The sequence below is a fragment of the Streptomyces sp. NRRL S-337 genome (assembly GCF_000720175.1).
In the GTDB taxonomy this organism is placed as follows: Bacteria; Actinomycetota; Actinomycetes; order Streptomycetales; family Streptomycetaceae; genus Streptomyces; species Streptomyces siderophoricus.
Genome location: NZ_JOIX01000065.1, coordinates 1 through 12,727, shown reverse-complemented (window position 1 = coordinate 12,727; position 12,727 = coordinate 1). Strand labels below are relative to the sequence as shown.

The following is a 12,727-nucleotide window of genomic DNA, read 5'->3' as shown; positions in this document are numbered from 1 at the left end:
GCCGTGGCCGGAGCACGCCCCCAGCCAACACCCTGAAACCGCGGAACCGCGGAACCACGAAACCGCGAAACCGCGAAACCGCGAAACCACGGCGACAGGACAACACGAGGGCACGGCGGCACGGCGGCACGGCGGCACGGCGGTACGGCGGCACGGCGGCACGGTGGCACGGCGGCACGGCGGCACGGCGGCACGGCGAAGGCCCGCTCCCCGAGGGGAACGGGCCTTCGTCGATCAGCTACTGCCTACCGGCGCGAGCTCAGCTCTGGCCGCCGGCCAGCTTCTCGCGGAGCGCGGCAAGGGCCTCGTCCGACGCCAGGGCGCCGGAGTTGTCCGCCGACTCCGAGGAGTAGGAGCCGCCGCCACCGGCGTTGCCGCCGCCGGCCTGGCCGCCACCCTGCGCCGCCGGCGCCGCAGCGCCCTCGGCCGCAGCCTGCTCGTCGGCCTCGCGGGACTTGATGACCTGGGCCTGGTGCTGCTCGAAGCGCTGCTGCGCCTCGGCGTACTGCTGCTCCCACGCCTCGCGCTGGGCCTCGTAGCCCTCCAGCCAGTCGTTGGTCTCCGGGTCGAAGCCCTCGGGGTAGATGTAGTTGCCCTGGTCGTCGTAGGACGCGGCCATGCCGTACAGGGTCGGGTCGAACTCGACCGCCGTCGGGTCGGCACCGAAGGACTCGTTGGCCTGCTTCAGCGAGAGGCTGATGCGACGGCGCTCGAGGTCGATGTCGATGACCTTGACGAAGATCTCGTCGTTGACCTGGACGACCTGCTCCGGGATCTCGACGTGGCGCTCGGCCAGCTCGGAGATGTGGACCAGGCCCTCGATGCCCTCGTCGACGCGCACGAACGCACCGAAGGGAACGAGCTTGGTGACCTTACCCGGGACGACCTGACCGATCTGGTGGGTCCGGGCGAACTGCTGCCACGGGTCTTCCTGGGTCGCCTTGAGCGACAGGGACACGCGCTCGCGGTCCATGTCGACGTCCAGGACCTCGACCGTGACCTCCTGGCCGACCTCGACGACCTCGGAGGGGTGGTCGATGTGCTTCCAGGACAGCTCGGAGACGTGGACGAGACCGTCGACGCCGCCCAGGTCCACGAAGGCACCGAAGTTGACGATGGAGGAGACGACGCCGGAGCGCACCTGACCCTTCTGGAGGGTGGTGAGGAAGGTCTGGCGGACCTCGCTCTGGGTCTGCTCCAGCCAGGCGCGGCGGGACAGGACCACGTTGTTGCGGTTCTTGTCCAGCTCGATGATCTTGGCCTCGAGCTCCTTGCCCACGTAGGGCTGAAGGTCGCGGACGCGGCGCATCTCGACCAGGGAAGCCGGAAGGAAGCCACGGAGGCCGATGTCGAGGATGAGACCACCCTTGACGACCTCGATGACGGTACCGGTGACGATGCCGTCTTCTTCCTTGATCTTCTCGATGGTGCCCCAGGCACGCTCGTACTGGGCGCGCTTCTTCGAGAGGATCAGGCGGCCTTCCTTGTCCTCCTTCTGGAGGACGAGGGCCTCGATCTCGTCACCGACGGCGACGACCTCGTTGGGGTCGACGTCGTGCTTGATCGAGAGCTCGCGGCTCGGGATGACGCCTTCGGTCTTGTAACCAATGTCGAGCAGGACCTCGTCCCGGTCGACCTTCACGATGACGCCGTCGACGATGTCGCCGTCGTTGAAGTACTTGATCGTCTCGTCGATCGCGGCGAGGAAAGCTTCCTCGTTACCGATGTCGTTGACCGCAACCTGCGGGGTGGTGGCGGTGGTCTCGGTGCTGCTCGTCATGTGGGAAAGGGCTCCGGTACGGACATTGAAGTCGTAGGTACTGCTACGCCGAGAGCCCGTATCGCCTCTGCATAAGCCGGACAGTGTCAGAGACGTTTTCTGTGAGGCTCGTGGATGCCAGAGCATCCGGAGCCGCCCGAAACGCCTCAAAACCGAGGGGTGCATACAGATGCGAGCGCGGCCTGCTCCGTCTGAGGCGCGCAAGCCCGCAGCGCAACTTGTAGCATACGGGGGCAGCCGGACACGGTCAATGCGCGAACGCGCACACCCGGGGCAGAGCACCCCAAAACCGGCACACGCGATGTTCCGCGAGGCCGAATGGCCTCACAGTCCCTGCAGCAACAAGCAGAGCGAAGACTACGACGACGGGCGCGATGAACCAAGACCAGGAGCCGGAGGCGACCCGCCGTGACGCCTCGGACACCGAGAGCAGCCGGGCCAATCGGGGCTGGTGGGACCGTAACGCGGACGAGTACCAGAGCGAGCACGGCGCGTTCCTGGGGGACGACCGGTTCGTATGGGGTCCTGAGGGGCTGGACGAGGCGGAGGCGGCGCTGCTCGGGCCGGTCGCCGAGCTGAAGGACCGCCGGATCCTGGAGATCGGGGCCGGCGCGGCGCAGTGCTCCCGCTGGCTGGCGGCGCAGGGCGCGCGCCCGGTGGCGCTGGACCTCTCCCACCGGCAGCTCCAGCACGCGCTGCGGATCGCCGATGCCGCGCCGGGGACACCGGGGACGCCGGGGGTCACGGCCCCCGAGCTGGTGGAGGCGGACGCCGGGGCGCTTCCCTTCCGCGACGGCAGTTTCGATCTCGCCTGTTCGGCGTACGGGGCGCTGCCGTTCGTCGCCGATCCCGTACAGGTGCTGCGCGAGGTGCGCCGGGTGTTGCAGCCGGGCGGGCGGTTCGTCTTCTCCGTCACCCACCCCATCCGCTGGGCCTTCCCGGACGAGCCGGGGCCCGAGGGGCTGTCGGTGGCGGGCTCCTACTTCGACCGCACCCCGTACGTCGAGCAGGACGGGACCGGGCGGGCGGTGTATGTGGAGCACCACCGGACGCTGGGCGACCGGGTGCGGGACGTGGTCGCGGCCGGGTTCCGGCTGCTGGACCTCGTCGAGCCGGAATGGCCGGAGTGGAACACCCAGGAGTGGGGCGGCTGGTCCCCGCTGCGCGGGCAGCTGATCCCGGGCACGGCGATCTTCGTGTGCGAGGCGGAGGCGTAGCCGCCCCTTCCGGCGGCCGGGGCGCTGCGGCGTCGCCGGCGGCCGGCGGCGTTGTCGGTGGCGGGCGGCAGACTGGGGGTTGTGATCGCCCGTGACGCCCTCGCCCAGCTGCCCGTACGGACCGCCCTGCCCGCGCTGCGCGCCGCCCTCGACGGGGCCGGCAGCGCGGTGCTGTGCGCCCCGCCGGGCACCGGCAAGACGACGCTGGTGCCGCTGGACCTGGCCGGGCTGACCGGCGCCGGGCCGCGCCGGCGGGTGTTGGTCGCCGAGCCGCGGCGGATCGCGGCCCGGGCCGCGGCGCGCCGGATGGCCTGGCTGCTGGGTGAGCAGGTGGGTGACCGGGTGGGGTTCACGGTGCGCGGCGAGCGGCGGGCCGGGCCGCGTACGGCCGTGGAGGTCGTGACGACCGGCGTGCTGCTGCAGCGGCTGCAGCGCGATCCGGAGCTGGCCGGGGTGGATGTCGTGGTGCTCGACGAGTGCCATGAGCGGCATCTGGACGCCGACACCTCCGCGGCGTTCCTGCTGGACGTGCGGGAGACGCTCCGCCCGGAGCTGCGGCTGGTGGCGGCGTCGGCGACGACGGACGCCGAGGGGTGGGCCGGGCTGCTGGGCGGGTCGTCGGGGCCGGCCCCGGTGGTGGAGGCGGCGGGCGTGTCGCATCCGGTGGAGACGGTGTGGGCGCCGCCGGAGCGGCCGGTGCGGCCGGCGCACGGCCTGCGGGTCGATCCGGCGCTGCTGACGCATGTGGCGGGCGTGGTGCGGCGGGCGCTGCGCGAGCGGACCGGCGATGTGCTGTGCTTCCTGCCCGGTGTCGGGGAGATCGGGCGGGTCGCCGGGGAACTGGCCGGGGTGGACGCCGAGGTGCTGCAGGTGCACGGCCGGGCGCCGGCCGAGGTGCAGGACGCCGTGCTGGCGGGCGCGGACGGCGTCCGCAGGGTGGTGCTGGCCACCTCGGTGGCGGAGTCCAGCCTGACCGTGCCGGGAGTACGGGTGGTGGTCGACAGCGGGCTGGCGCGGGTGCCGCGGATGGACCATGCACGGGGGCTGAGCGCGCTGACGACCGTACGGGCGTCCCGGGCGGCGGCCCGGCAGCGGGCGGGCCGGGCCGGGCGGGAGGCGCCGGGTGTGGTCTACCGCTGTTGGGCGGAGGGCGAGGACGGGCGGCTGCCGGCCTTCCCCGATCCGGAGATCAGGGTGGCCGATCTGACCGCGTTCGCGTTGCAGGCGGCGTGCTGGGGCGATCCGGACGCGAGCGGTCTGGCGCTGCTGGACGCGCCGCCGGCCGGGGCGCTGGCCGCGGCCCGGGAGGTGCTGACGGCGGTCGGGGCGGTGGACGCGGAGGGCCGGGCGACGCCGCGGGGCCTTCGGATGGCGCGGATGGGCGTGCATCCCCGGCTGGCGCGGGCGCTGCTGGACGGCTCCGCCGAGGTCGGGGTGCGGCGGGCGGCCGAGGTGGTCGCCCTGCTGAGCGAGGAGCCGCCGCGGGCGTACGGGGACGATCTGGCGGAGGCCTGGCGCACCGCGCGCCGGGGTGGGGACGGCTATGCCGCCAGGTGGCGGCAGGAGGCGCAGCGGTTGGCGGGGGCGGTCGGTGAGCCCGGCGCGGCCGGGGCCGGGGAGGCGCCCCGTGGCGCTGGCCCGGGGCGGGGCGCGCCGGACGACGCGGTGGCGGGGCTGGTGGCCGCGCTGGCGTTCCCGGAGCGGGTGGCCCGGGCGCGCGGGGCCGGCAGCTATCTGATGGCGTCGGGCACCGGTGCCGAGCCGGGCGGGGAGGGTTCGCGGCTGCGGGACGCGCGGTGGCTGGCGGTCGCGGTGGCGGACCGGCCGGTGGCCGCGGCGTCGGCGCGGGTGCGGCTGGCGGCGGTGATCGACGAGGACACGGCGTGTGCGGCGGCGCGGGCGCTGTATTCCTCGGGTGAGGAGGTGCGCTGGTCGGACGGGGACGTGGTGGCGCGGCGGGTGGAGCGGCTGGGGGCGATCGAGCTGGCGGTGCGGCCGCTGTCGGCGCCGGACCCGGAGCTGGTGCGGGAGGCGGTGGTGGCGGGGCTGCGCCGGGAAGGGCTCGGGCTGCTGCGGTGGCCGGCGAGCGCGGTGGCGGTGCGGCAGCGGATGGCGTTCCTGCACCGCGAGCTGGGCGCGCCCTGGCCGGACGTCTCGGACGCGGCGTTGCTCGCGCGGGTGGAGGACTGGCTCGGGGTCGAGCTGGGCCGGGCGCGGCGGCGGGCCGATCTGGAGCGGGCCGACACGGCGGCGGCGCTGGCCCGGCTGCTGCCCTGGGCGACCGGTGACGCGGCCCGGTTCGACGAACTGGCGCCGGAGCGCATCGAGGTGCCGAGCGGTTCCCGGGTGCGGGTGGACTACGGCGGGGAGCAGCCGGTGCTGGCGGTGAAGCTGCAGGAGCTGTTCGGCTGGCAGGAGTCGCCGCGGATAGCCGGCGGGCGGGTGCCGGTGCTGGTGCATCTGCTCTCGCCGGCGGGGCGCCCGGCCGCCGTCACGGCCGATCTGGCGTCGTTCTGGCGGGACGGGTACCGCGCCGTGCGCGCGGAGTTGCGCGGCCGGTATCCCAAGCATCCCTGGCCGGAGGACCCTTCGGCGGCCGAGCCGACCCGGCACACCACCGCGCGGCTCAGGCGGGGCTGAGGGCGGGTTCCGGGTCCGCCTTCGGGGCGGCCGGGCGGCGGCTGCGGGCTTCGAGGTGGAGGCTCAGGGCGAGCAGTGCGGCGCCGAGGGTCAGGAACCCCCAGGGGAGGTAGCTGGTCAGGAGCAGGACGAGGGTGCGCTGGGACGTCACCAGGGCGACGGTTGCGTCGACGTAGTCGGCGCGCATCCTGACGTGGCCGGCGAAGGCGGTGACCTTGCCGCCGCCGGGCAGGAGGTCGCCGCCGCGCAGCTCTTCCCGGTGGATCTCCTCGCCGTTGACGGGGGCGCCGGTGACCGGTTCGATCCAGAACATCCGCTTGGTGGTGTACCAGCGGGTGGTGCCCATCTTCTCGACGGCCGCCGGGGTGATGCCTTTGACCGGCATCTTCTTGGGCAGCGGGACCTTGGTCCAGGGGATGGTCTGCTCGAAGTAGTAGACCTCCAGGCCGCGGAAGGCGCGGGTGCCCTTGTAGTGGATGGGGGCCGAGGTGCGGGTCTGGGCGTCGAAGTAGGTGTAGTCGCGTTTCTCGGTGAGGAACGGCCATTTGTACTCGATGCCGGTGCGGTGCACGGGGTCGCCGTCGACCGTCTCGCCGGTGGCGTGCACGGGTTCCTGGGAGTGGGCGTCGAAGATGTAGCGCTCGGGGACCTCGGAGACCATCTTGCCGTCGGGTCCGGCGACGTAGGAGAGGGTGTCCCAGACGACGACGTCGCGGCCGGCGGTCCGCTCGATCCGGTCGGAGGCGGCGACGTCGCCCTTGAGGGTCTGGACGATGGTGACCTTGGGGACCGTTCTGGCCTTCATGGTGCCGTAGTCGATGAGGGTGGCGGGCCGGGCCTCCAGGACCATGTCCTGGTACTGGCCGGGCGGGATCTTGGCGAGCCGCGGGAAGACGTACCACCGCAGCAGCGGGGAGAGTGCGGTGAAGAAGACGGCGAAGGCGAGCAGTACCAGGCTGGCGGTGCGGCGCATGGCGGGGGCGTCCCTCCCTCAGGGATGTGCGGGGACGGTGGTGAGCAGCGGCTTGGGTGAGGTGGTGCCGCTGGGGGCGCCGACGGCCGTGACGGTGAGGACGAGGGCGAGTGCGGCGGCCAGTCCGGCCGCGGCGGCAATCAGGGCGCGCATGGTCGCCTCCCGGCACATCTGATACGGCGTCAGGGCGGGGGCACCGTAGCAACGGGCGGCCGAGATGAGAACAGGCGCCGCCCGAGCGCATGGGGCACCGCCGCCCTGCCCGGGACGGCGGGCAGGGCGGCGGTGCGGGCCGGGCGGGGGCTGCGGCCGGGGGCTGCGGCCGCCGGTGTGGTCAGGAGCCGGCCGGGGCGGCGACCTTCAGCTTGACGGTGAGGACGGCGCCGTCGTCGGTGGTCAGCCGCAGCAGGAACGTCCCGGTGTGTGAGTCGGTGTAGATCTTCGGGAGCTTCAGCAGGCCGTCGGCGTCCGTGGTCAGTCCGGCGAGGGTGCGGACCGGCTTGTCCTTGTTGTCGCCGGTGGCCTTCGGGTCCTTGAAGTAGGGGCCCCGGTCGTTCTCCACCGGTTTGTCGGGGTCGTCGGTGACCATGGTCGCGGTGACCGGCACTCCCGCCGCGATCTTGCCCTGGTAGCTCGCCTTGATCTCGACGGCGTCCTCGGCGAAGGCCTGGCCGGCGGTGGCCGTCAGCTCCTTGTCCGAGGTGCGGGTGAGGGTGTCGGCCTTCGGCGCCGGCTTGGCCTTGACGGTGGCGTCGAAGGTGACGGCGGGCAGGGGGCGGCCGACGGCCGTCGCCCGGAGGCGGAAGTCGCCGGCCTGTTCGCCCGCGTGCAGGGTGGGCGCGGTGGCCAGGCCGTCCTTGCCGGTGGTGACGGTGGCGGTGGTGGCGTGGCCGGGGAAGCGGGCGTCGGTGCCGGCGGGGAGGGTGAAGCGGATCCGGGCGCCGGCGACGGACTTGCCCGCGGCGTCCTTGGCGCGCACCCGGGGCGCGGTGGCGAAGTCGGTGCCGGCGGTGGCGGTCAGGTCCTGGTCGCCGACGCGGGAGAGGGCGGTGACGGGGCCGGGCTCGGCGGGCGCCGGGGTGCCGGGCCTGGGGGTGCCGGGGGTGGGCTTCGGGGTGGGGGTGCCCGGGGTGTGGCCGGAACCGGAACCGCCGGGTCGGGCGGGCCCGTTGGGCTCGGGCCGCGGCTTGGCGGGCGTACCGGAACCCTTGCCGTGGGACCGGCCCTGGCCGTTTTCACCGCCGGGGCGGCCGCCTGCGTGCCCGGTTCCGTGCCCGTTGTGGGTGGTGTGGCTGCCGCGGTGGTGTGCCGGGAGGACGCCGTGGCCGTCGGGCACCTCGTAGGTGCCCTTGCGGTAGAACGTGTACCAGGACAGCACGGTGCGCAGGTAGTCGGCGGAGTTGTTGTAGCCGAGGACGGCGCGGTCCAGGTCGCGCGGGTCCGACAGGTCGCGGCCGTCGGCGCAGAGGTAGCGGCCGGCGGCGAGCGCGGCGTCGTAGACGTTGTTGGGGTCCTTCTTGCCGTCGCCGTTGCCGTCGGCGCCCCAACCGCCGTACTGCGGGCCGCCCTCGGACCAGGTGGAGGGGATGAACTGCATCGGGCCGACGGCGCGGTCGTGGGTGGTGTCGCCGTCGTAGCGGCCGCCGTCGGTGTCGAGGATGCGGGCGAAGCCGTGGCCGTTGAGCTGCGGGCCGAGGATCGGCCGGAGGGTGGTGCCCTCGGCGTCGACCGCGCCGCCGCCGGCCTGGCCGGATTCGACCTTGCCGATACCGGCGAGCAGTTGCCAGGGCAGCCGGCAGCCGGGGTCCTCGGCGTCGACGCGGGACTGGGCCTTCTTGTAGGCGGCCAGGACGGTGGCGGGGATGCCGGCCTGGGCGGGCCCGGTGATGACGCGGGTGCCGCCGTCGGGGTGGGAGTGGGACGAACGGCGGGGCGGCGCAGGGCTGTTGTGCGGCGGCAGGTCGGGGTAGTACGTCGTGCCGCCGTCGATGGGGGTGTCGACCGGCGGGGAGGGTTCCTGTTCCTTGGCCGCCTTCGCGGTGGCGTCCGGCGACTGGGAGGCGGTCAGGGCGGCGAGGACGAACGCCGCCACGGCCGTCGAGGCCGCTCCCCTGCGAAGCCGCCGCCGGAATGTGGCTGCCATACGTGGTCCCCTCCGCGTTGACGCACCGCGTTTTCTGACGCGGTGTCGCGCTCCCCGGCGCTCCAACTCAGGCGACACTACGACAACTCGGGCCCGGCATCTACCACCTCATCGGACACATAATGATCTGAATCGATCGAGGGGTGCTGCCATGCCGTTCACGCTCAGCCATGCCGCGGCCGTGTTGCCGGCCGTCCGGCGGACCGGCACGGCCCGCGGCCGGCTGGTCGCCTCGGCGCTGGTGGCGGGGTCGTTCGCGCCGGACATGACGTACTACGCGGACACGCTGGTGCCGGGCGGGATGGAGTTCGGCGCCGTCACCCATGCGCCGTCCGGGGTGCTGACCGTCGATGTGCTGATCACCGCGGCGCTGGTCGGCGGCTGGCTGGTGGTGCGCGACCCGCTGCTGGCGCTGGTGCCGGGGGACTTTCGGGGGCGGGTGGCGCTGTGCCTCCGGGGCCGCCCGTGGCGTGCGCGCGGACCCCGTGAACTCGCCGCATTGACCGGTTGGTTCGTGCTCTCCGCGGTGCTGGGCTCGGCGACCCATGTGGTGTGGGATGCCTTCACCCACCCGGGCCGCTGGGGGACACGGCTGGTGCCCGGCCTGGACCGGTTCGTGGGCGGGTGGCCGGTGCCGACGTATCTGCAGTACGGCACCTCGGCGCTGGCGATGACCGCGCTGGTGTGCTTCGGGTGGTCGGCGCTACGGGCCGCCGGGGCCGCCGACCCGGCGGTCCGGGCCGCCGCCGCGGCCGCCGTGCCCACGCTGTCCGTACGGCTGCGGCTGCTGCTCGTCCTGACGCTGTCGGCGTGCGTGCTGGCCGGCGCGGTGGACCGTGTCCTGCGGGCGCGCGCCGACTACGGGGACGCGGCGGTGTGGTTCGACTATCTGCCGTCCGCACTCTTCGGCGCGGGCGCCGGCCTCACCGTCGGGCTGTTGCTCCACGGCCTGGCGGTACGCCTGCTGGACCGGCGGGCGCGCCGCGGGCGGCCGGCCGATGGCCCGCTGCCCGCCGCGCGGACCGGTGCGGCGGCGGATCCGCGGGAGGCGGTGCGCGCCACCGACTGAGGCAGGTCCGCGCGGCACCGGGCCCCGGCCCGCCGCGGCTCCGCCCCGCCGCGTCCGGTCGGTGCGCCCCGCCGCGCTCCCGTCAGTGCGCCGCCGACTCCCAGTCCTTGCCCGAGCCGACCGAGACGTCCAGCGGGGCGCTCAGCTCGACGGCGTCGGCCATCTCGCGGCGGACCAGCTCCTCGACCTGCTTGCGTTCGCCGGGGGCCACCTCGACGACGATTTCGTCATGGACCTGGAGCAGCATCCGGGACTTGAGCTCCGCGGCCCGCAGGGCGGTGTCGACCCGCAGCATCGCGATCTTGACGATGTCGGCGGCGGTGCCCTGGATCGGGGCGTTCAGCGCCATCCGCTCGGCCATCTCGCGGCGCTGGCGGTTGTCGCTGTTGAGGTCCGGCAGATAGCGGCGGCGACCGAGCATCGTCTCCGTGTAGCCGGTGGCGCGGGCCTCCTCCACGGCGCGGCGGAGGTAGTCGCGCACCCCGCCGAACCGCTCGAAGTAGGTGTCCATGAGCTTGCGGGCCTCGTCGGGCTGGATGCCCAGCTGCTGGGAGAGGCCGAACGCCGACAGCCCGTATGCCAGGCCGTAGGACATCGCCTTGATCTTGCGGCGCATCTCCGGGTCGACCGCGGTCTTGTCGACCGAGAAGACCTGGGAGGCGACGGTGGTGTGCAGGTCCTCGCCGGAGGTGAACGCCTCGATCAGGCCCTCGTCCTCGGAGAGATGGGCCATCACGCGCAGTTCGATCTGGCTGTAGTCGGCGGTCAGCAGCGACTCGAAGCCCTCGCCGACGACGAAGCCGCGGCGGATCGCCCGGCCCTCGTCCGTCCGCACCGGGATGTTCTGCAGGTTGGGGTCGGTGGACGACAGCCGGCCGGTGGCGGCGACGGTCTGGTTGAAGGTGGTGTGGATCCGGCCGTCCGCACCGATGGTCTTGATCAGGCCCTCGACGGTCGTGCGCAGCTTGGCCTGCTCCCGGTGGCGGAGCATGATCACCGGGAGTTCGTTGTCGGTCTGCGCGGCCAGCCAGGCCAGGGCGTCGGCATCGGTGGTGTAACCGGTCTTGGTCTTCTTGGTCTTCGGCAGGCCCAGCTCGCCGAAGAGGACCTCCTGGAGCTGCTTGGGCGAGCCGAGGTTGAACTCATGGCCCGCGGCGGCGTGCGCCTCCTTGACGGCCTGCGCGACCGCCCCGGCGAACTGCTGCTCCATCCGCTCCAGCCAGCCCCGGTCGGCGGCGATCCCGGCCCGCTCCATCCGGGCCAGCAGATCGCTGGTCGGCAGCTCCACATTGCGCAGCAGATCGGCCGCGCCGACCTCGGCGAGCTTCGCCTGGAACGCCGTCCCCAGGTCGAGGACCGTACGGGCCTGCGCCATCAGGGCGTCCGCCTCGGCCTGCTCGTCCGCGCCGAACGCCAGCTGGCCGTCGCCGGCCGCGGCCGGGGCGAGGTCCCGGCCGAGGTACTCGATGGAGAGCGCGTCCAGCGCGAAGGAGCGGCGGCCGGGCTTGACCAGATAGGCGGCGAGGGCGGTGTCCATCGTCACACCCTCGATGCGCCAGCCGTGCTCGCCGAAGACCCGCATCAGGCCCTTGGCGTTGTGCATCACCTTCGGGCGCTCGGGGTCGGCGCTCCAGGCGGCGAACGCCTGCTCGTCGGCCTCGTCCAGCTGCGCCGGGTCGAACCAGGCGGCCGGCCCCTGCGGGGTGGCGAGCGCCACCTCGGCCACGCTGCCGCTGCCCAGCGTCCAGACGTCGACGGTGGACACGCCCAGCGGTCCGGTGGCGTGTTCGGCCAGCCACGGGGCGAGCTCGCCGGTGGCCAGGACCGTGCCGTCCACCTCGACGCCCGGGGCCGGCGCGGCCTCCTCGGCGGTCTCCACGGAGCCGGGGTCGACGGCGTGCAGCCGGTCGCGCAGGCCCTGGTTGCGGATCTCCAGGGCGTTGAGGAACACCTTGAGGGCCTCGCGGTCGTACGCCTCGCGGGTCAGCTCCGCGGGGCCGCACGGCAGCTTCACATCGCGCACCATCTCCGTCAGCACGCGGTTGCGCTTCACCGACTCCAGATGATCGCGGAGGTTCTGCCCGGCCTTGCCCTTGATCTCGTCGGCCCGCTCCACCAGTTCCGCGAACGAACCGAACTGGTTGATCCACTTCGTGGCGGTCTTCTCGCCGACGCCCGGGATGCCGGGGAGGTTGTCGGACGGGTCGCCGCGCAGCGCGGCGAAGTCCGGGTACTGGGCGGGGGTCAGGCCGTACTTCTCGAAGACCTTCTCGGGAGTGAACCGGGTCAGCTCCGAGACGCCCTTGGTGGGGTAGAGGACCGTGACGTCGTCGGAGACCAGCTGGAAGGAGTCCCGGTCGCCGGTGACGATGGAGACGTGGAAGCCCTGGGCGACGGCCTGCTCGGTGAGCGTCGCGATGACGTCGTCGGCCTCGAAGCCGTCCACCGCGAAGCGCTTGACCCGCATCGTGTCGAGCAGCTCGCCGATCAGCTCGACCTGGCCCTTGAACTCGTCGGGGGTCTTGGAACGGTTCGCCTTGTACTCCGGATACTCCTCGGAGCGCCAGGTCTTGCGCGAGACGTCGAAGGCGACCGCGAAATGCGTGGGCGCCTCGTCACGCAGGGTGTTCGCGAGCATCGACGCGAAGCCGTAGATCGCATTGGTCGGTTGACCGGTGACGGTGGTGAAATTCTCCACGGGCAGGGCGAAATACGCCCGGTATGCCATGGAATGCCCGTCCATGAGGAGCAGGCGGGGACGACCACCCGCCGCCGCCTCGGTGCCGGTCGCTTCGCTCATCTTCGCTGCCTTTGCTGCCACGCCCCCGATCCTGCCACGGCCCACTGACAATCCCCGCCGCGACGGCCCCCGCCCCCGCCCCGCACGCCCCCGGCACCCCTCGCC

Annotated in this window: 8 protein-coding genes; 3 read left to right on the top strand and 5 right to left on the bottom strand. The window is 73.3% G+C overall.

Annotation, left to right across the window (positions count from 1 at the left end):
* Positions 1 to 259: 259 nt before the first annotated feature.
* The gene (rpsA, locus tag IG62_RS0131540) at positions 260 to 1,780 is read right to left on the bottom strand and encodes a 30S ribosomal protein S1 (RefSeq protein WP_030811120.1); all 1,521 of its coding nucleotides are present in this window, start codon (positions 1,778 to 1,780) and stop codon (positions 260 to 262) included.
* A 374-nt stretch (positions 1,781 to 2,154) separates the two neighbouring features.
* On the opposite strand from rpsA, the gene IG62_RS0131535 reads away from it, so the two are divergent.
* Complete coding sequence (locus IG62_RS0131535; RefSeq protein WP_030811117.1) at positions 2,155 to 2,997, top strand: class I SAM-dependent methyltransferase; 843 nt, start codon at positions 2,155 to 2,157, stop codon at positions 2,995 to 2,997.
* Positions 2,998 to 3,078: 81 nt separating this feature from the next.
* A complete protein-coding gene (gene hrpB / locus IG62_RS0131530; protein WP_030811114.1) occupies positions 3,079 to 5,637 on the top strand; it encodes an ATP-dependent helicase HrpB in 2,559 nt (852 codons plus the stop codon).
* Here the strand turns inward: hrpB and IG62_RS0131525 are convergent.
* The 3 genes from IG62_RS0131525 to IG62_RS0131515 form a co-directional block, all read right to left on the bottom strand.
* A complete protein-coding gene (locus IG62_RS0131525) occupies positions 5,624 to 6,610 on the bottom strand; it encodes a DUF3068 domain-containing protein (RefSeq protein ID WP_030811111.1) in 987 nt (328 codons plus the stop codon). The two genes, hrpB and IG62_RS0131525, sit on opposite strands and share 14 nt — an antisense overlap.
* A gap of 18 nt (positions 6,611 to 6,628) precedes the next feature.
* Positions 6,629 to 6,763: an SPW_0924 family protein gene (locus IG62_RS46700; RefSeq protein WP_107052680.1), complete on the bottom strand. Its 135-nt coding sequence runs from the start codon at positions 6,761 to 6,763 to the stop codon at positions 6,629 to 6,631.
* A gap of 181 nt (positions 6,764 to 6,944) precedes the next feature.
* Positions 6,945 to 8,753 carry a lytic transglycosylase gene (locus IG62_RS0131515; RefSeq protein ID WP_037839773.1) on the bottom strand — a complete coding sequence of 603 codons (1,809 nt, stop codon included), beginning with the start codon at positions 8,751 to 8,753 and terminating at the stop codon, positions 6,945 to 6,947.
* 151 nt (positions 8,754 to 8,904) lie between these two features.
* Here IG62_RS0131515 and IG62_RS0131510 point away from each other — a divergent pair, with 151 nt between their 5' ends.
* Positions 8,905 to 9,822, top strand: coding sequence for a DUF4184 family protein (locus tag IG62_RS0131510; protein WP_030811104.1), 918 nt, complete (start codon positions 8,905 to 8,907; stop codon positions 9,820 to 9,822).
* A gap of 82 nt (positions 9,823 to 9,904) precedes the next feature.
* On the opposite strand, the gene polA is transcribed toward IG62_RS0131510, so the two are convergent.
* Positions 9,905 to 12,622 (bottom strand): DNA polymerase I, encoded by a 2,718-nt coding sequence (gene polA, locus IG62_RS0131505; RefSeq protein ID WP_030811101.1) that lies wholly within the window; start codon positions 12,620 to 12,622, stop codon positions 9,905 to 9,907.
* Positions 12,623 to 12,727 lie beyond the last annotated feature (105 nt).

Bases quoted from the DNA above. Each gene is read 5' to 3' on its own strand.
- IG62_RS0131510 (WP_030811104.1), top strand. From the start codon at position 8,905: ATGCCGTTCACGCTCAGCCATGCCGCGGCCGTGTTGCCGGCCGTCCGG.
- IG62_RS0131525 (WP_030811111.1), bottom strand. From the start codon at position 6,610: ATGCGCCGCACCGCCAGCCTGGTACTGCTCGCCTTCGCCGTCTTCTTC.
- IG62_RS0131515 (WP_037839773.1), bottom strand. From the start codon at position 8,753: ATGGCAGCCACATTCCGGCGGCGGCTTCGCAGGGGAGCGGCCTCGACG.
- polA (WP_030811101.1), bottom strand. From the start codon at position 12,622: ATGAGCGAAGCGACCGGCACCGAGGCGGCGGCGGGTGGTCGTCCCCGC.
- rpsA (WP_030811120.1), bottom strand. From the start codon at position 1,780: ATGACGAGCAGCACCGAGACCACCGCCACCACCCCGCAGGTTGCGGTC.
- IG62_RS0131535 (WP_030811117.1), top strand. From the start codon at position 2,155: ATGAACCAAGACCAGGAGCCGGAGGCGACCCGCCGTGACGCCTCGGAC.
- IG62_RS46700 (WP_107052680.1), bottom strand. From the start codon at position 6,763: ATGCGCGCCCTGATTGCCGCCGCGGCCGGACTGGCCGCCGCACTCGCC.